This is a genomic window from Dellaglioa sp. CoH-55-MRSF-6, assembly GCF_056782215.1.
This window is the reverse complement of the sequence record NZ_JBXAYJ010000006.1, coordinates 17,592-37,396: the sequence shown is the minus strand read 5'-3', so window position 1 is coordinate 37,396 and position 19,805 is coordinate 17,592. Positions and strand designations below refer to the sequence as shown.

Below are 19,805 nucleotides of genomic sequence, written 5' to 3'. Positions count from 1 at the left end.
CTAGCTCTATTCTACTAAAAAAAGGACCATTCGACAATCAAAACAAGCTGATGTAATCAAGCCGTAATATAATAAAGAGTATTTATCTATTTATTATTAGATAAATACTCCTTTAATTATTATTTGGTTTGATTATTTAACCAATTTGCTGCTTCTTTGATTGCATCAGCTAAACCTGCTGGATTTTTACCACCTGCTTGAGCTAAGTCTGGTCGGCCACCGCCACCACCGCCAACAAGTGGCGCAATCGTCTTAATTAAATCGCCCGCTTTTAATCCTGATTTAATGCCATCAGCACTAACTGCCGTAATTAAATTAACTTTACCGTCATCACTTGTTGTTCCAATAGCCAAAACATCTGATAATTCTTGGGTTTTCCATTGGTCAGCCAATTGACGTAATTGAGACATCCCTGAAACTGAAACTTTTGCTGCAATTAACGTTTTACCATTAATTTCTTGTTTATTTTTGAAAACATCCCCAGCTTGTTGGCTAGCAATTTTATCTTCAAATGCTTGAATTTGTTGTTCACTTACTTTTAATGCACTTTGTAATTGTTCAATTTTATTTGAAACTTCTACGACTTTATTTACTTTTACTTGTTGTGCTACTGTTTCTAAGAGTTCGTTACGTCCGTTTAAGAAATCAAAAGCTTCTTTAGAAGTTACTGCTTCAATACGACGAACGCCGGCACCAACACCTGATTCAGAAATAATTTTAAATAAGCCGATTTCACTCGTATTTGAAACGTGCGTACCACCACAGAATTCAATTGAATAATCGCCAATTTTCACAACCCGCACAATTTTTCCATATTTTTCTGAGAATAAAGCAATGGCACCCATATTTTTAGCAGAATCAATATCTGTTTCAACAGTTTCAACAGCTAACTCAGCCCAAATCTTATCGTTAACAATCTTTTCAACTTGTTTTAACTGTTTCTCTGAAACGGAACCAATATTTGTAAAATCAAACCGTAGATAAGTGGGTTCGACTAATGACCCAGCTTGATGTGTATGTTCGCCCAGAACATCTCGCAATGCTTGATCAAGTAAATGTGTCGCCGTATGATTTTTTTCAACTTTTTTATGGAAATCTTGATTAATTTCTAGTGTCACTAATTGGTCTTTTTTCATTGCTGCAAGAACTTTAATGGCGTGTAAATTTTGTCCATTAGGTGCATGTTGAACTTCTTCAACTTCAGCAATAACATTGCCTTCTGTATCTTTGATAGTTCCTTTATCAGCAACTTGTCCACCCATTTCAGCGTAAAATGGTGTTTTTGAAAAAATAACTTGAGCGTTATCACCTGGTTTTATGTTATCTACTAACTCGTTATCCACAATTAAATCAACCACTTTGGCGTCATCCACATTAGCTTGTGTATAACCAACATATTCACTAATTGTTTTAATATCTGTTAACATCCCATTTTGAACACCCATTGATTTAGCATTACTACGTGCAGCACGAGCACGATCCTTCTGCTGTTGCATTTCAGCGTTAAACCCTACTTGATCTACAGATAATCCTTCATCTTCGGCATATTCTTTCGTTAATTCAAATGGAAAACCATAAGTATCGTACAATTTAAAGACACCAGCACCAGTTAGCTCTACTTTATTTTCTTTTTTAGTCGTTAAAATAAGATTATTTAATAACTGTAATCCATCTTTTAATGTTTCATTAAATCGTTCTTCTTCAGAACGAACAATTTTAGAAATATACTCTGATTGTTCTAAAACTTCCGGATAATAATCCTTCATAATATTACCAACAACAGGTACAAGTTGCGTTAAAAATGATCCTTCTATCCCTAATTTTTGTCCATGCATCACTGCACGACGAATTAATCGACGAATAACATAGCCACGTCCTTCATTAGAAGGTAAAGCGCCATCACCAATGGCAAATGAAATTGCACGCGCATGATCTGCAATAACCTTAAATGAAATATCATCTTGGGCATTATCATCATATTTTTTATTATTACTCATTTTTTCAGTTGCATCAATTAAGGGTAAGAATAAATCTGTTTCAAAATTAGTTTTTGCATTTTGGAAAATCGAAACAACACGTTCTAAACCCATCCCCGTATCAATATTTTGATGAGGTAGTGGTTCATAGTTATTTTCAGGTGTGTGATTAAATTCAGAGAACACGATATTCCAAACTTCTAGATAACGTTCATTTTCGCCACCAGGATAATTTTCGTCATCATCCTCAGCTAAGTTATTAAAACTTTGTCCACGATCATAAAAAATTTCTGTATCAGGTCCACTAGGTCCTTGTCCAATATCCCAAAAGTTATCTTCTACTTCTACTAGATGATCCTTTGGTAACTTAACTTCTTCTAACCAGATACGTTTTGCTTCCAAATCTTTTGGGTAAACAGTAACGTATAGTTTTTCAGCATCAAATGCGAACCATTTTTCACTTGTTAATAATTCCCAAGCCCAATTAATTGCTTCTGGTTTAAAATAATCCCCAATTGAGAAATTACCCAACATTTCGAATAACGTATGATGACGTGCTGTCTTACCAACATTCTCGATATCATTCGTACGAATACTTTTTTGGGCATTCGTAATTCTAGGATTTTCTGGTACAACTGATCCATCAAAATATTTTTTTAAAGTTGCAACACCGGAATTAATCCACAGTAATGTGGGATCATCCACAGGTAGTAATGAGGCACTAGGTTCAATTGTATGGCCTTTTTCTTTAAAGAAATCTAAATACATTTGGCGTATTTCAGTACTTGTCATTTTTTTCATAAGTGTGACTTCCCTTCTATTTTTAAGCAAAAAACACCGCTGCGAGTAAGGACGCTTATAGCGCGGTACCACCTTACTTGCAACGATGTTTTAGTCGTTTACCTCTTAAACTCGATAACGTTGAGTGGACGTCATTCTATTAATACTTAACACAAGGCAGCTTTTTTAAATAATCATTTCTCTCAGCAAATGAAATGTTTCTGTTAGGCTATTTAAATTTATCCCTGTTTCTAATAAAAATTATATTGAAATCGACTCAAATTGTCAAATTAAGCTTACGACTCTTTACGATTTTGTTTTCTGTTAACGCGACGATCCATTTGATCTTTACGTTTAATTGCTTTTTGAATCTTTTTCTTATATCCAGGTTTACGTTTTTTCTTCTCTTTTTTAACCATTCCTTTGATTACTGGAGCTAAAGGATCTTTGGTTTGTTTACGATTTTCACGGCGATTACGATCATAAGAATCAACGATTTCACCTTTTTTAATATCTTTAGGTGCAAATTTAATCCCCATTGCTTCTAACTCAGCAATTTTATTTTCTTCATTTGGTTCATATAACGTCATCGCAATACCACTCAAACCGTTACGACCAGTACGTCCAACACGATGAATGAAGAATTCTAAATCATTTGGAATATCATCATTGATGACATGTGAAACACCCTCAATATCAATTCCACGCGCTGCCAAATCAGTTGCGACAACATATTGAAAATCTAAATTTTGAACTTCTTTCATGACACGTTTTCGTTCACGAGCTGGCACATCACCATGAATTTTAGCAACTTTTAAATTCTTACCACGTAAATACTCAACAATTTCATCAACACGTGTTTTTGTATTTGCAAAAATAAGTGCGATATATGGTTGTCCCATCGTAATTAATTGATAAATAACTTCATTACGATCATGACCCTTCGTTGGAATAATCCAGTTTTCAATCGTATCACTAATAACTGATTTAGCTGCAATTTCTTCAACTACTGGGTTCTTCATGTATTTCTTTAAAAATGGTTGTAATTTTTGTGGAATAGTTGCTGAAAACACCATCATTTGAAGATCAGAAGGTAATGCAGATGCAATTTGATCAGTTTCTTTCAAAAACCCTAAATCAAGTGTCATATCTGCTTCATCTACAACTAAAGTTGATGCATTATGAATATCTAAAGCGTTACTGCTCATTAAATCAGCAATACGTCCAGGTGTCCCAATGACAATTTGTGGTTGTCTTCTACTTAATTTATCGATTTGACGCTGTTTATCTGTCCCACCAACATAATTTTGAATATGAATAGGTTCGGGACTAAATTCTGCCAATTGCTTAGCAGCTTCATAAATTTGGTAAGCAAGTTCACGACTTGGTGTCGTAATAACTGCTTGAACCGTATTATTTGAAGGATCAAGTTGATTAAAGATTGGTAATAGGAAAGTATGTGTTTTACCACTACCCGTTTGTGATTGACCTACAACGCTTTTACCCTTTAAAACAACTGGTATTAAGCGTTGTTGAACTTCTGTTGGTACATTAAAATGAATTGCTTCAATCGCTTTTAAAAGATACGATTTCAATCCAAAATTTTTAAAATTTTCTGGCATTTTATTCTCCCGTATATGTCTTAGCTAAATCATCAAGTGATTTAACTATTTCTTCGTACTCTGCTTGGTCTTTAGCTCTTGCACCACTGGCCATGGGATGTCCACCACCATCATGCTCTTTTGCTAACTGATTGATTACAGGACCTTTTGATCGTAATCGAACGCGATAGCTACCATCCTTTTGCTGCACAAAAATTGCCCAACATTGAACTTCAATAATTTTACCTGGTAAAGGTACAATTTGAGATGAACCAGCATCGCCCAACTCTATTGAATCTAGATAGTCATGTGTCAATATGACATATGCTGCTTTATGTTCTGTAATAACTAAATTATCATATACATATCCTGATAACTTAGCGACACCTGCGGTAATATTGTCCATTTTTTGGTTTATTTTAGTAGTTGAAAAATGATAAGTCATTAATTCAGCAACCACTTGCATCGTATGTGCAGTTGTTGCTGAATACATGAATCGACCTGTATCGCCAACAATTCCGGCGTATAACATCCTAGCCGCATCATCAGTAACTACAAGTTCTCCACCAACGCCATCAACTAAATCCATAACTAATTCAGAACTACTTGATGCATTTGTTTTCACCCAAACTAAATCACCATAAACGTCTTCATTGGGATGATGATCCAATTTAATTAGGTAGGCACCACTTGTATATCGATCATCTTCAACTCTTGGACGATTAGCCGTATCAATCACGATGACGAGTGCATTATTATACGTCTCATCAGAAATTTCATCTTGGTCACTAATCCATACTAATCCAGCTGAGGGCGCACCAACTTGATAAACCTTTTTGTCAGGAAAACTAGCACGAATAATTGCTGCTAACCCCGATTGAGATCCAATTGCATCAGGGTCTGGACTTTGATGACGATGAATAATAATCGTATCAAATTGTTTAATTTTTTTTAAAATTTCTAACTCAATTTTCACTTAAATGACTCCTTCTTAGAACTCAAATGGAATATCAATCTCGGGAATAATCCCCACACCATCATTCAATAATTGAACAAATTCAACTGGATTTTGTTCAATTTTGGTAAACGTATTGTAATGAATTGGAACAACCTTTTTTGCCTGTACAAATTCAGCTGCAATTGCAGCATCTTCTAAACCCATTGTATAAGTATCACCAATCGGTAAAAATGCTAAATCAACAGGTTCCATATGATTAACTAACTTCATATCTGAAAATAAAGCCGTATCTCCTGCATGATACAAGACTTTCCCATCAATATGCAATTCAAACCCTGCAGCTACACCTAATGTTCTCGCTGTACCATCAATTACCAAGGCAGCAGTATGCCACGCGGGAATAAGTTTTACTGAACCGAAAGGTAATTTAAGCTGACCACCAAAATTTAAAGGCTCAACAATTAAACCCTCATCTTCAAAATAATTAGCTAGTTCATTGATTGTAACGACTTTAGCCCCTGATTTTTTTGCTAACTCAATTGTATCACCCACATGATCGTAGTGTGCATGCGTCACTAAAATATAATCTGGATTTAATTCGTCAATAGTCGTTTTAACTAACGGATTATCTTTAATGAATGGATCAATTAAGATCGTCAACTTATCGTCAGTAACAATTTGAATACTAGATTGTCCAAGCCATGTAATTTTCATGTTTAGTCTTCTTTCGTTTCCAAAGTTGCTCTTAAGTATAACGGTTATTGAGGCCAATTACAAAGGCTGTTTTGTGTCTTTTTTCCCAAATAATGGTAGTTTCATATTTTCAAAACCAATTGGTGCTAAATTTGTCATCGTTAATCCAAGTAACCTAATTCCCTTTTCTGCACCCAATATATCGTCAAAAATCTGTCGTCCATAAAAATAAATAGTTGCTGCATCATTACGAATAAATTCTTCCAATGTTAATCTTTTTGTTAGCGTCGTAAAATCCTGATAGCGAACTTTAATGACTAACGTTTTCCCATGTTTTTGTTGTTTACTCAACGTTTCTGAAACTAAATGTGCAATATACCTAAGTTGTGTTTCAACTTCATCCGTTGTCATCAATAACTTCCCGTATGTTCGCTCGCTACCAATCGATTTTCTCTCTCTTTGCCACTCGACTGGACGATCATCAACACCTCGTACTCGTTTATATAAGAAGTACCCTAATTTACCAAATTGTTGAATTAATTCAACTTCAGATTTTTCTAATAATTCTTTTCCAGTAAGGATACCTTGATTAATCATTTTTGGTTCTGTTTTTTTTCCAACGCCTCTAAATTTACCAATTGGCAATTCAGATAAAAAAGGAATGACATCTTCTGGCAGAATTAATGTCATTCCAGCTGGTTTATTGTAATCGGACGCTAGTTTTGCTAAAAATTTATTATAAGAAACACCCGTTGAACAGGTTAAATGTAATTTTTGATAGATTTCTCTTTGAATCATGTGCGCTGCTTGAATAGCACTTTTAATTTCTTTTTTATTCTGTGTAATATCAAGATAGGCTTCATCAAATGCAATTGGCTCAATCATTTCTGTATATTCATGAAATATTTCATGAAGCTGTCTTGAAACTTCTTTATATAGTGTGAAATCAGGCGATTTAAAAATAGCTTTAGGACAAATTTCATAAGCTTCTTGGGCTGCCATAGCAGAATGGATACCTAATTTTCTTGCCTCATAATTTGCTGTAGCAACAACACCACGACCACCATTTTTTCTAGGATCCTGGGCAATAACTAATGGTTGTCCAATAAATTCAGGATGTTCACGCTCTTCAATTGACGCATAAAAAGCATCCATATCGACATGGATAATTTTTCTTTTTAATAAATTATCGTCTATTGTAATACCATTTAATTCAGCCATTAGTCCCACATCCTTTTCATGCAATTTTACACGAACGCACGTTCCTTTTCAAATTAATTGCTCTTTATTGTCCATTAAGATATAAAAATACCTCATTATCGTTAAACTTATGTTTAACAATTATGAGGTACTTCATATTATTCACCTATAACAGAATTATCCTTATTTAATTTAAAAATTTTACCTTCTACATTAAGATTATCTTTAATAGACTTTTGTAATTGTAACATTGCCTCATCAATAATTTCATTCTGTTCTTTATTGACAGATTCCATTACCATAACAGCATTTTTTGTATCATCTGTTAACATTGTTCTTTTACCATCTCGCCAATTTAAGCATCTGCAAACTGCTCCATCATCATCATAATATAAAACTTCACCAAGCAGAGCTGGTTCATTTTTATCATCACCTAAAGGATAAAAAGCTTCTCCACCTTTAGCAACACCTAAATGAAGATCTCCTTTGATAGCATCTGTATCTTCACCACCAACAGGTACACCATACTCTAATGAAATACTATTGTACAGGTCAACAAGCGGATTTATTGAACCCACACCTTTACCCTGATCAACTCGTTTAAGTAAAGCTTCAATTGATGAACGAGCACCTTTTTTCTTCTTAAAATTTTGGTATGCTTCACGCCAATTAGCCACGACTAAATTGTCTTTGAATGATTCATTTGTTAAATATTTTTGAGCTTTATCCCCAGCTTGTTCAAGCATGTTATCATAAAAATCGGTTTGATTTTCTTTAGGATGATTATCTATATCTTTTAAAAGCATAATATTAATTTGTGCATCTGGAAAGATGTTCCAAAAATCTTCATCTATAATAATTTTATTCATCATTACTCTCCTTATAAATTTATACTTTTATAATCGCTTTCGTACTATAATACTTCTGATATTTTGTCTATTAAAATAATATTTCCCTAAATAATTAAAATTATCATGCAAGAGTTACTTCAATTAATACCGAAGGATTAACGTTTTTTACTTTTTAGGATCGTATATCCAGTAATTACCATCATCCGTTAATAATTTATCTGAAGCCGTTGGACCCATCGATCCACTTAAATAGTTAGGGAATAACGTTTTATCATCATTATCGTTATGCCATGTCTCTAAAATCACATCGGCTACATTCCATGCCTTAGCAACTTCATTCCAATGAGCAAAATTAATTGCATTTCCATCTAACGCATCCAAAATTAACTTTTCGTATGCTTCTGGTGTTTTAGCTTTTGTTTCAGGTGAATTAACATAATCTAAATTCGTTTTATTCGTGTTAAAGCCTTGCCCAATTTCTTTAGTATTAATCGTCAATCTAAATCGTTCATCAGGTTCAACTGTAATTGTTAATACATCTTTACCTAAATGTTCATGTTCAGCACTTGTTCCAAAAATATTTTTTTCAACATTTTTAAAAACAATATTGATTTCAGTATTTTTCTCGACAAGACGTTTACCACTGCGAACATAAACTGGCACACCAGCCCAACGATCATTGTCAATCATTAAACGACCAGCAATAAATGTTTCAATCATTGAATCAGGTGAAATCTGTTTTTCCTCACGATAAGCCTTTTCGGTTCCTGCCTCATTTGCACCATATTGTCCACGAACAAAGTTTTTATTAACTTCATCAGGTTTTAAGATACGGATTGCTTTTAAAGCCTTTAATTTTTCTTTACGAATTTCTGATGCAACAAATTCTTTTGGCATGTCCATTGTTAATAATGAAACAACTTGCATAATGTGATTTTGGAACATATCACGCATAGCGCCACTCGTTTCATAGTACCCGCCACGTTCTTCAACACCTAATGACTCACTCAACGTTAATTGAATATTATCTATATACTTATTATTCCACAATGTTTGCGTAATAATATTACCAAAACGAATTGCTGGAATATTTTGAATCATTTCCTTACCTAGGTAATGATCAATTCTAAATATTTGATCTTCATCAAAAGTATTTGTAATTTCATCATTTAACTTTTTAGCACTTTCAAAATTGCGTCCAAAAGGTTTTTCAATAATTAAACGGTTGAATCCATTTTTAGTTACTAACTTTTGTGACCCTAAATGAGTCGCAATCGTACCAAAAAATTGAGGTGACATTGCTAAGTAGAACATACGGTTACCTTCAATTTGGTATTTTTCATCAAGTTTATCTGCTAATTTTTTTAAAGTTATATAATGTGCAACATCAGTCACATCATGTGATTGATAATAAAAATGTGATACGAAATCAGCAATTTTATTAGCATCATCGCTAACATTAACTAAAGATTCAGTAACAACGTTTTGATAAAAATCATCTGTCCAAGGACGTCTTGCAGTCCCAATTACAGCAAAGTTGGCATCTAAAAATCCTTTTTCAAATAGTTTGAAAAGAGATGGATACAATTTTCGCTTTGCTAAATCTCCGGTTCCACCAAAGATAATAAATAAGGCCTTTTGTTGAGTTTCCATTATTCCACACCACTCTCATTTTTGAGGTTTCAGTCCTCTTTATTAGTAAAATCAATAGTATAAGTTTACATTTTATTAGTAAAATAAACAAGAAAGTTGGTCTTAAACTAGACAATAAAAAAAGTATTAACTCTGATTAGCACAAAGTTAATACTTGAAAATAATTATTTTTCGTCAGAAGAGAATTTATCTTCTTCAGTTTTTGTTTCAATAACTGCATCAGTAGTTGTTTCTTCCTTAACTGCAGCTGCAGGTTCTACTTTAACTGCGGCAGGAAGGACACGTGCGATTGCTGAGCGTTCAAATGTTAAGAAAATACCGTCACAATCAAGTGTAACAGTTTTTGCCTCTTCATCAAAACTATCAATAACGCCGTGTAAACGACCAATAGTTACTACTGCATCCCCAGGTTTTAATTGGTTCATCATATCTTGTTGTTTTTGTTGTTGTTTTTTTTGTGGACGAATCATCATGAAATACATCAAGACGAATAAAGCCACAATCATTAAAATACTACTATATTGCATTAATAAGTCACCTCTATTTCTTTTTTCTTACTACACAAGGGTATCAAACTTATTGACTGAACACCACAGTTATTCAAAAAAATTTAAAAATTCTTAGGATTTTTATCATAAAATCCATATTGTTCAAAAAATGCTTCACGAAATTCTAATAAGTTGTCATCCATAATAGCTTGACGAACATCAGCCATTAAATGTGTTAAAAAATACAAATTATGATAACTAGTTAAACGAATACCAAATGTTTCATCTGCTTTAATCAGATGACGTAAATAAGCACGCGTATAATTCTTACATGTATAACAATCACAGTTTTCATCTAATGGTCTAAAGTCTCGTTCATATTTCGCATTTTTTACAACAACACGGCCCATTGAAGTCATTGTTGTCCCATTTCTAGCAATACGTGTTGGTAACACGCAATCAAACATATCAATTCCACGTAACACCCCATCAATCAAGGCGTCAGCTGAACCAACACCCATTAGATACCGTGGCTTGTCTTCTGGTAACAATGGCGTTGTGAAATCTAAAACGCGGTTCATTTCAGCTTTTGATTCCCCTACCGATAACCCACCTATTGAATAACCAGGAAAGTCCATTGAAACTAAATCACGCGCACTTCGTTCTCTCAAATTTCGATGACCGCCACCTTGAACAATTCCAAATAAAGCCTGTTCTTTCGGATTCAAATGAGCTTCAAGTCCTCTTTCAGCCCAGCGGCTTGTCCGATCAACTGATTTGCTAATATAGTCATAACTTTCAGAAAATGGTGGACATTCATCAAAACTCATCATAATATCCGCACCTAAAGCATTTTCTATGTGGATCGCTTTTTCTGGTGATAAGAATAATTTTTCTCCATTTAGATGACTTCTAAATTTGACGCCTTCCTCAGTAATATCACGCATCTTTGCTAATGAAAATACTTGAAAGCCACCCGAATCAGTCAAAATACCTTTATCCCAATTCATAAATTTATGTAACCCACCAGCTTCTTGTACGACATCTTCACCGGGGCGTAACCATAAATGATAGGTGTTTGATAAGATAATATTAGCACCAAGTTCGTCTAATTCTTCAGGTGCCATTGATTTAACAGATGCTAGTGTACCTACGGGCATAAACATTGGCGTTGGGAAAGTTCCGTGAGGTGTAATAATTTCACCAAGTCTGGCACCTGTCCGTTTGTCTTTTTTGATTAACCGATACTTAATTGCGGGCTCTACCATTATTAATTCTCCATCCTATTTAATATACATTGCATCGCCGAAGCTAAAGAATCGATATTTAGAATCAACTGCATGTTTATATGCGTTTAAAATATTTTCTCTTCCTGTAAATGCTGCAACCAACATTACTAATGTTGATTTTGGTAAATGAAAATTAGTTATAAATCCTTCAACAACCTTAAATTCATATCCTGGTTTAATGAAAATTTCCGTCCAACCACTGTCAGCTTGAATAGCGCCCTTAAATTTTGAGCCAATTGTTTCAAGTGTCCGAATTGTAGTTGTTCCTGTCGCAATAATTTTACCACCTGATTTACGAACATCATTTAATTGTTGAGCTGCATCCTCAGTTAAACGATAAAATTCACTATGCATTTTATGGTCTGCAATATTCGTTTCACTAACAGGTCTAAATGTCCCTAATCCAACATGTAGCGTTAAATAAACAAGATGAACACCTTTAGCTTCAATCTTTTCTAATAATTCATTTGTAAAATGTAAACCAGCTGTAGGTGCTGCTGCCGATCCAACTTCCTTTGAATAAACCGTTTGGTACATTTCTTGATCTTCAAGCGTTTCTTTAATATAAGGAGGTAGCGGCATTTCGCCAAGTTCATTCAGAATTTCCATAAATATACCCTCATATTCAAAACGAATCATGCGGCCACCATGTTCTAGCTCTTCAATGATCGTTGCCGTTAAGCGGCCATCACCAAAACTAATCACAGAACCAACCTTCATTTTTTTAGCAGGTTTTACTAATGTTTCCCAGTTATCACCATCAGTATTGTTCAATAGCAACACTTCGATGTGGCCACCAGTATCAGGTCTAATTCCATGAATTCTAGCAGGCATCACCCGCGAATCGTTCATTACAAGAGCGTCCCCAGCATTTAATTGGTCAATTACATTATAGAAATAATCATCCTTGATTTTACCTGTCTCATGATCCAAGATTAACATCCGAGATGCATCACGTTCTTCTAAGGGTGTTTGCGCAATTAATTCTTGAGGCAATTCATAATCGAAATCTTCAGTACTTAGTTGTTTAGTCAAAATATCGTCATCCTTCTCTATTTATTCTCGTTAAAGTCATAAGGTCGATTCAAATGTTCATAAGCTTCCATTGTTGCAACTCGCCCTCTTGGTGTGCGTTTTATAAAGCCAATTTGCATTAAATAAGGTTCAACCATTTCAGCAATGGTCTCTGTTTCTTCCCCTATATTGGCTGCTAACGTACTCAAACCAACTGGACCACCTTGATAGAAATCAATCATAGTCTCTAAAAGTTTGCGATCTGTCTCATCTAATCCACGGTTATCCACGGCAAGTAGATTTAACGCATGATCAGCCGTTGCTTGGTTAATTTCACTTTGGTCAGAAACTTCTGCAAAATCACGAACTCTTTTTAATAGGCGATTCGCAATTCGTGGTGTTCCACGTGAGCGTCGAGCTAACTCATGAGCGCCACTTTCTTCAATTTTTGTATTGAAAATATCTGCTGATCGAATGACAATTTCTTGCAAATCAGATTGATTATAATAGGCCATATGTTCAACAATCCCAAATCGATCTCGTAACGGTGCTGATAGAAGGCCCGCCCGTGTTGTTGCACCAATCAATGTGAATGGAGGTAGTGGAAAATGAACGGGATGTGCTGTTGGGCCTTGGCCAACAACAATATCTACAAAAAAATCTTCCATAGCTGAATACAACATTTCTTCAACCATCTTGGGTAAACGATGAATTTCATCAATAAATAAGACATCCCCAGGTTGTAATTCATTTAAAAGTGCCACAAGATCTCCAGATTTTTCAATTGCTGGTCCACTAGTTGTTTTAATTTGCACTTGCATTTCATTTGCAATAACCATTGCAAGTGTTGTTTTACCTAACCCAGGTGGCCCATACAACAATACATGATCAAGTGCCTCTTCACGTTGTCTAGCAGCTTGGATATACACACTTAATTCATTTTTAACCTTATCTTGACCAATGTATTGTGATAAAAATTGGGGACGAAGTGACTTTTCAATGGATTCTTCCTGATTATCTTCCGGTTCATTCGAAATAATCCGTTGTTCTGTCATTTTATCAACCTCCTTTTATTTTTTCATTAATAATTTTAAGCCTTCTCGTAGATAAGCATCCGTTGAGTCTGCTTCGAATGATTCTAGATTCTTACTAATAGCCTTAATCTCACGTTGAGAATATCCTAAAGCAGATAAAGCTTCAAGACTTTCTTTCATAAATGGTGATGCTTGTGCCGGAATGAAATCAAGCGATTGTTGTCCTGGCATTGTGGTTGCTTGACCTTCAATATCATCTAATTTACCTTTTAAATCAAGCACGATTTGTTGTGCTGTTTTTTTACCAACACCTGGAAATTTAATTAAATAACTAACATCTTCTGTATTAATCGCATTAACTAAACCACGATGATCATCATTGGCTAAAATAGCAAGCGCACTCTTAGGACCGATTCCTGAAACATTCAATAATTTTTCAAATAATTTTTTTTCATCTAAATCGTAAAAACCAAATAACGTCATATCATTTTCACGAATAGCCTGATAAACAAAAATTTTAACAACTTTTTTTGAATCTTCTTGGTACCTAAATGGGTTAGCAACAAAAATTTGATAGCCTATTCCATTAACTTCTAAAACAAGATAAAAAGGTGTTACAGCCGTTATTTGGCCCATAAAATACTCATACATATTATTTTCCCACTTTTCCTAATCTACATGAATCTGCTTTTAATAGTGTACCATAGACCACTTATTTATACAGTTATCGCTTTTCTTACAAAAAAATCAATTATCACCAAATATTTGGCAACAATTGATTCTTAGCCTAACCTTCGTGACCGGTTTGATGTGAATCTTGAATTCGTTTAAAGAAATGTTCCATGTCTTGATTAGAAAAATGAACTAAAACTGGTCGTCCATGTGGACAATTAAATGGATTTTCAACATTTTTTAGCTCACTTATCAATGCCTTAGCTTGTCGATCATCAAGGTGGTGATTTGCTTTGATTGCCCTCTTGCAACTCATCATAATCGCCGCTTTTTCTCTAAATTCAGCAATCACTATTTTCCCATCTGTGAGTAAGTAATCAATCATTTCTCGAATCGTACTTTCTTCTTGCCCTTCTTTAAACCAGGTTGGATGCTGTCTAATAATGAAACTATTTTGTCCAAATGGTTCAAGGATGAGTCCGATTTTTTCCAATATATCGGTATGTTCAGTAATAATTATAGCTTCACTTACTGTATATTCTAGAACAATCGGTACCAATAGATTTTGCAAGTCACTAGAAACGTCACCAATTTGCTTACGATAAAACTCATAATTAATACGTTCTTGTGCAGCATGTTGGTCTAATATATATAACCCGTCTTCCGATTCTGTAAATAAATAGGTTCCATGCATTTGGCCAATATATTTTAAATCAGGAAACCTTTGTTCACTCTTTTTCGTGGTAGCTATTTCTTCATCATTCTCTTTCTGTACATCGCCTGTTTCATCCGGCGTAACAATAGAAAATGGTGCCACATTAATTTCATTAGCATATTGTGTCTCAAATGTGCTAACTCGTTTCGAATCCAATTGTTCAGCAACTTGAATTGAGATTGGTTCAATATTCCTTGATAAATGATTTAAATTTTCGCCAATTGTAATCTTAGGTTCACCACTTGTTACTGCATCCGTTTGTACTGATGAGAATTTAGGCTTAGCTTGATATTTACTTGAGGCTTCATTCAAATCAAATTGTAATTGATCCGTATCTATTTTTTCACGTTTCTTAGAACTTAAATTCTCTAATGCTTCCGGAATTAAATTTTCTTCAGCAATACGTTCATAGATAATCTTTTTTATAAGTTCAGTTAATTCTGGTTCTTTACTCAATCTTACTTCCTGCTTAGTTGGATGAACATTCACATCAACTAGCATGGGATCTAATTGAATATTCAAAATTGTAATCGGATAGCGTCCAACCATTAATTTTGATCCATATCCTTTAATGATTGCTTTATTTAAATTAACATTTTTAACGTAACGTCCATTAATTAAAATAGATATAAACTGTCGGCCAGCACGCGTTAATTCTGGCAGTGATGTATAACCGCTAATCTTAAAATCTAAATCATGACCCTTAAATTCAAGCATTTGGCGTGCACTTTTGACCCCATAGATAGCTGAAATAGTTTGTTTCAGTTGGCCGTTTCCAGTTGTTTTCAAGACTTCTTTACCATCATGTGTTAAAGAAAATGAAATATTTGTATGGCTCATTGCTAATCGGTTCATCATGTCGCTAATAATTGACATTTCAGTTTGCAAAGACTTTACATATTTTAAACGTGCAGGCGTATTGTAAAATAAGTCAGAGACTGTTATTTCTGTTCCTTTACGACTAGCAGATGATTTTTCATCTACTATCTCACCACCGTTAACAGCAATAACAGCCCCAGGTTGCCCTTCAATAGCTGTATTCAAAGTCACTTTAGCAACTGATGCAATACTTGGTAAAGCTTCGCCACGAAATCCTAGCGTACTGATTTTAAATAAATCTTCTCTTGAAGTAATCTTACTTGTGGCATGACGTTTAAAAGCATTCTGCAGTTGGGATGCCTCAATGCCATCTCCATTATCAATGACTTGAATTAATTTAAGCCCAGCTTCCTCAACGACTACATCAACTTGTGTGCCATGCGCATCAATCGCATTTTCAACTAATTCTTTTACAACAGATGCAGGTCTTTCAACTACTTCACCAGCAGCTATTTGATCCGCTAAAATTGTGGGCAGTTCAATTATTTTTGTCATTCATTCACCTTCAGTTCTATCCGTTCAATTTTTCTTGCCAGTCATATAAGACGTTCATAATATCTCTTGGCGTCATGTTCATCAAGTTAAGTGCTTTAAGTTCATCCACAACTGCTAACTGGTCCTTTGACAAGTTTTCGTTAACAAATAAAGATAACTGCGTATCATCTTCATTGATGGTTGTTGGTAATTCTTTTTTACTATCTGATTGTTTATTTTTTAGCTCTAAATCATCTAAAATTAATGTTGCACGGCTTAACAATTCTGCTGGCATTCCCGCCAATTTAGCAACATGAATCCCATAAGATTTATCTGCAGGTCCTTCTTGAATTTTATGTAAGAAAATTAATTCACCATTTTCTTCAATAGCACCTACATGGACATTTTTTAAAGAACTAACGGTTTCTTCAAGTATCGTTAATTCGTGATAATGTGTCGAAAAAAGTGTTTTGGCATGTACATGTTTATCCACATACTCGATAATCGCTTGTGCGAGTGCCATACCATCATAAGTTGCCGTTCCCCTACCAAGTTCATCAAATAAGATTAAACTATTCTCAGTCGCATTTTCTAAGGCTTGATTAGCTTCTTTCATTTCAACCATAAACGTACTTTGACCTGAAATTAAATCATCTGCTGCACCAATCCGAGTAAATATTTGGTCAAATATTGGCATTTTAGCCGCCTCTGCAGGTACGAAACAACCGATTTGAGCCATCACAACCGTTAATGCTAATTGACGCATATACGTACTTTTACCTGACATATTAGGTCCTGTAATCAATAAAATATCAAGTGTTTCAGGCATTCTAACATCATTTGGTATATAGCTTTGTTTTCCCATCACTTTTTCAACTACAGGATGCCAACCAGCTGTGATATCCAATTGATGACCTTCTTTTAATAATTGTGGTTTTACAAAATGTGAGTCTTCACTAACAACCGCGAAACTTTGTAAGACGTCTAACGTGGCAATTCCTTGAGCTAATATCTGTAATCGTTCAATTGATTTTTTAACAATATCTCTAATTTCGACAAACAATTTATATTCTAAATCCATCGCTTTACTCTCAGCACCTAAAATAATACTTTCACGTTCTTTCAGTTCAGGTGTGATATAACGTTCAGCATTAGTCAACGTCTGTTTTCGTTCATAACGGTCTTTTGGAACATTAATAATATTAGATTTTGTCACTTCGATAAAATAACCAAAAACACGGTTAAATCCAATTTTAAGATTTTTAATCCCCGTTAGATTTCTTTCTTTGGCTTCCATTTCAGCTAACCATTGTTTACCATTTTTCATTGCATCTTGATAAATATCTAATTTATCATTATACCCCGGTTTAAATAGGTGACCATCAGTCACTGATAAAGGTGGTTCATCAACAATGGCACGTTCTATTAAATTAGAAATATCATCGACTGGATCTAATTTATTGATAACATCAGAAAAAGTACCATCGTCAATTTCGTCTAAAACATATTTAATTTTAGGAACTTGTTTAAGCGATAATTTAAGTTGAACTAAATCTCGCCCATTTACGCTACCAAAAGCGACACGTCCTGCCAATCTTTCTAAATCATAAACTTTAACTAACTCTTCTTGTAACGTACTTCTTTCAAAATAATGGTTAATCAATAAATCAACCTTATTTTGACGGTCTAAAATTTCAGCATAGTTAATAAGCGGTCTATCAATCCACTGTTTAAGTAAACGACCACCCATAGCTGTTTTTGTGTCATCTAATAACCACAATAAAGTACCTTGCTTCTTGCCCGTTCGAATATTTTGCATTAATTCTAAATTATATTTTGAATAATGATCCATTTTCAAGAAAAAATCAGGCTCATAATGAACTGCTTTTTGTAAATGATCTAAACTTCGTTTTTGCGTAACTGAAAGATACGTTAACAAGTCAGTTACAACCGAGATTTCTAGTGAATCTGTTAAATCTTGAATCGCATAACTTGATTCAGCATGATTTTCAACAATTTCTTGTTTAGAAAGCATAATATTTAATTTTTCTAATGTTTCGATTGTTTCATCAGACAAACTATCATTAATCACAATTTCTTTAGTTCTCAAACTCATTATTTCATTAATTAAATTATCTAAATTATCTAAGCGACTCGTTTTTAATTCACCTGTTGATAAATCAACATAAGCAAATCCAAAACTATTGTTGTCTTCTATAATAGCTGTTAAATAATTATTTTCTTTAGACTCCTTCGCACCGTTATCCATCGTTGTTCCTGGTGTTACTAGCTGAATAACTTCACGTTTAACCATACCTTGAGCTAATTTAGGATCTTCAACTTGTTCACATATTGCGACTTTGTATCCTTTTTCAACTAAAATATCGATATAATTTTGAGCAGCATGATGCGGTACGCCACACATTGGAATAGGATCATCAGCTTTTTTATTACGTGTTGTTAACGTTAATTCGAGTAATTGCGACCCTTTAACAGCATCATCATAAAATAGTTCATAAAAATCACCAAGACGATAAAACAAAAAAGCATCAGGATACTGTGCTTTAATGTCAAAATATTGTATCATCATTGGCGTTAGTTTTGTTTTTTGCGGCATAGTCGAGATGCCCTCCTATCTCTAAATTAATCCATAAAAGGATGGTCATCATTAATTAATACAGGGAATATCTTTTTAGCATGTCCCGTTTTGTCATCAATATCTATCACACAAGCAGATAACGTTTTACGACCTGTTTCATCCACTTCAAATCGTGTTGGCATTTGCGATAAAAAGCGACCAATTACATTTTCACGTTTCATTCCTAAGATACCATCGTATGGTCCTGTCATACCAACATCTGACATAAAGGCAGTTCCTTTAGGTAAAATACGCGCATCATTAGTAGGCACATGTGTATGCGTACCTACTACCGCAGATACTTGACCATCTAAGAACCATGCTATAGCTTCTTTTTCACTCGTTGTTTCAGCATGAAAATCAATAAAAATGAAATCAGTCTCTTTTTTGACTTCTTCTAAAATATCTTGAACAACTGCAAACGGATCATCTGAAGGAGACATAAAAACACGTCCTTGCAAATCAATCACAGCTAATTTTTGCTGATTAATATTAATAATTGTATGTCCAATCCCAGGTACTTGGTTTGCTGAGAAGTTAGCTGGTCTAATTAATTTTTTTGCACCACCAATAAAATCTTGAATATCTCTATTATCCCAAGTATGGTTACCCATGGTTACAACATCAGCACCTGTTTGAAGGAATGCTTTATAGACAGATTCATTAATACCTCTACCCTTCGTTGCATTTTCACCATTTACAATGGTAGCCTGTGGATGAAATTTTCTTTTTAATTTTGGTAAATACTCTTTAATCATTTGTTGACCTGAATCGCCAACGACATCTCCGACAAATAATAAACGCATGGTTGTCCTCTTTTCTTATATATAAAACTAGTTTAACATTTTTTCTTTTTAATAGACAAAAAATGATGATTTAAGAAATTAATC

At 34.2% G+C, this 19,805-nt stretch carries 15 protein-coding genes; all 15 read right to left on the bottom strand.

The genetic code is table 11. The features are described from left to right. Nucleotides 1–119: 119 nt before the first annotated feature. A complete protein-coding gene (gene alaS, locus AC1RPK_RS06525; protein WP_481761836.1) occupies nt 120–2,777 on the bottom strand; it encodes an alanine--tRNA ligase in 2,658 nt (885 codons plus the stop codon). A 275-nt stretch (nt 2,778–3,052) separates the two neighbouring features. After that, nucleotides 3,053–4,378: a DEAD/DEAH box helicase gene (locus AC1RPK_RS06520; RefSeq protein ID WP_409021433.1), complete on the bottom strand. Its 1,326-nt coding sequence runs from the start codon at nt 4,376–4,378 to the stop codon at nt 3,053–3,055. A 1-nt stretch (nt 4,379) separates the two neighbouring features. Next, nucleotides 4,380–5,333 (bottom strand): DHH family phosphoesterase, encoded by a 954-nt coding sequence (locus tag AC1RPK_RS06515; protein ID WP_481761837.1) that lies wholly within the window; start codon nt 5,331–5,333, stop codon nt 4,380–4,382. 15 nt (nt 5,334–5,348) lie between these two features. Continuing rightward, nucleotides 5,349–6,029 carry a metal-dependent hydrolase gene (locus tag AC1RPK_RS06510; RefSeq protein ID WP_481761838.1) on the bottom strand — a complete coding sequence of 227 codons (681 nt, stop codon included), beginning with the start codon at nt 6,027–6,029 and terminating at the stop codon, nt 5,349–5,351. A gap of 57 nt (nt 6,030–6,086) precedes the next feature. Continuing rightward, nucleotides 6,087–7,229, bottom strand: a complete 1,143-nt coding sequence (dinB, locus tag AC1RPK_RS06505; RefSeq protein ID WP_481761839.1) for a DNA polymerase IV — start codon at nt 7,227–7,229, stop codon at nt 6,087–6,089. Nucleotides 7,230–7,366: 137 nt separating this feature from the next. Further along, a complete protein-coding gene (locus tag AC1RPK_RS06500; protein ID WP_481761840.1) occupies nt 7,367–8,077 on the bottom strand; it encodes a B3/B4 domain-containing protein in 711 nt (236 codons plus the stop codon). A 147-nt stretch (nt 8,078–8,224) separates the two neighbouring features. Beyond that, nucleotides 8,225–9,712, bottom strand: coding sequence for a glucose-6-phosphate dehydrogenase (zwf, locus tag AC1RPK_RS06495; protein ID WP_481761841.1), 1,488 nt, complete (start codon nt 9,710–9,712; stop codon nt 8,225–8,227). A 164-nt stretch (nt 9,713–9,876) separates the two neighbouring features. Next, nucleotides 9,877–10,239, bottom strand: coding sequence for a preprotein translocase subunit YajC (gene yajC, locus AC1RPK_RS06490; RefSeq protein WP_409021441.1), 363 nt, complete (start codon nt 10,237–10,239; stop codon nt 9,877–9,879). Nucleotides 10,240–10,322: 83 nt separating this feature from the next. Then, a complete protein-coding gene (gene tgt / locus AC1RPK_RS06485; RefSeq protein ID WP_481761842.1) occupies nt 10,323–11,468 on the bottom strand; it encodes a tRNA guanosine(34) transglycosylase Tgt in 1,146 nt (381 codons plus the stop codon). Between the two features lie 15 nt (nt 11,469–11,483). Beyond that, complete coding sequence (queA, locus tag AC1RPK_RS06480) at nt 11,484–12,524, bottom strand: tRNA preQ1(34) S-adenosylmethionine ribosyltransferase-isomerase QueA (RefSeq protein WP_481761843.1); 1,041 nt, start codon at nt 12,522–12,524, stop codon at nt 11,484–11,486. 17 nt (nt 12,525–12,541) lie between these two features. After that, nucleotides 12,542–13,558, bottom strand: a complete 1,017-nt coding sequence (gene ruvB, locus AC1RPK_RS06475; RefSeq protein ID WP_409021443.1) for a Holliday junction branch migration DNA helicase RuvB — start codon at nt 13,556–13,558, stop codon at nt 12,542–12,544. A 15-nt stretch (nt 13,559–13,573) separates the two neighbouring features. Continuing rightward, on the bottom strand, nt 13,574–14,188 hold the full coding sequence (ruvA, locus tag AC1RPK_RS06470) for a Holliday junction branch migration protein RuvA (protein WP_481761844.1): 615 nt from the start codon (nt 14,186–14,188) through the stop codon (nt 13,574–13,576). Between the two features lie 136 nt (nt 14,189–14,324). Beyond that, nucleotides 14,325–16,298 carry a DNA mismatch repair endonuclease MutL gene (mutL, locus tag AC1RPK_RS06465; protein WP_481761845.1) on the bottom strand — a complete coding sequence of 658 codons (1,974 nt, stop codon included), beginning with the start codon at nt 16,296–16,298 and terminating at the stop codon, nt 14,325–14,327. Between the two features lie 16 nt (nt 16,299–16,314). Beyond that, entirely contained in the window at nt 16,315–18,894 is a 2,580-nt protein-coding gene (gene mutS / locus AC1RPK_RS06460; protein WP_481761846.1) for a DNA mismatch repair protein MutS, read from the bottom strand. A gap of 26 nt (nt 18,895–18,920) precedes the next feature. Next, entirely contained in the window at nt 18,921–19,721 is an 801-nt protein-coding gene (locus tag AC1RPK_RS06455) for a TIGR00282 family metallophosphoesterase (RefSeq protein WP_409021448.1), read from the bottom strand. Between the last annotated feature and the right edge of the window lie 84 nt (nt 19,722–19,805).

Excerpts from the sequence above, each read along its gene's own strand:
- AC1RPK_RS06510 (WP_481761838.1), bottom strand. The coding sequence starts at position 6,029 with ATGAAAATTACATGGCTTGGACAATCTAGTATTCAAATTGTTACTGAC.
- yajC (WP_409021441.1), bottom strand. The coding sequence starts at position 10,239 with ATGCAATATAGTAGTATTTTAATGATTGTGGCTTTATTCGTCTTGATG.
- alaS (WP_481761836.1), bottom strand. The coding sequence starts at position 2,777 with ATGAAAAAAATGACAAGTACTGAAATACGCCAAATGTATTTAGATTTC.
- ruvA (WP_481761844.1), bottom strand. The coding sequence starts at position 14,188 with ATGTATGAGTATTTTATGGGCCAAATAACGGCTGTAACACCTTTTTAT.
- AC1RPK_RS06455 (WP_409021448.1), bottom strand. The coding sequence starts at position 19,721 with ATGCGTTTATTATTTGTCGGAGATGTCGTTGGCGATTCAGGTCAACAA.
- dinB (WP_481761839.1), bottom strand. The coding sequence starts at position 7,229 with ATGGCTGAATTAAATGGTATTACAATAGACGATAATTTATTAAAAAGA.
- mutS (WP_481761846.1), bottom strand. The coding sequence starts at position 18,894 with ATGCCGCAAAAAACAAAACTAACGCCAATGATGATACAATATTTTGAC.
- tgt (WP_481761842.1), bottom strand. The coding sequence starts at position 11,468 with ATGGTAGAGCCCGCAATTAAGTATCGGTTAATCAAAAAAGACAAACGG.
- zwf (WP_481761841.1), bottom strand. The coding sequence starts at position 9,712 with ATGGAAACTCAACAAAAGGCCTTATTTATTATCTTTGGTGGAACCGGA.
- AC1RPK_RS06520 (WP_409021433.1), bottom strand. The coding sequence starts at position 4,378 with ATGCCAGAAAATTTTAAAAATTTTGGATTGAAATCGTATCTTTTAAAA.
- mutL (WP_481761845.1), bottom strand. The coding sequence starts at position 16,298 with ATGACAAAAATAATTGAACTGCCCACAATTTTAGCGGATCAAATAGCT.
- ruvB (WP_409021443.1), bottom strand. The coding sequence starts at position 13,558 with ATGACAGAACAACGGATTATTTCGAATGAACCGGAAGATAATCAGGAA.
- AC1RPK_RS06500 (WP_481761840.1), bottom strand. The coding sequence starts at position 8,077 with ATGAATAAAATTATTATAGATGAAGATTTTTGGAACATCTTTCCAGAT.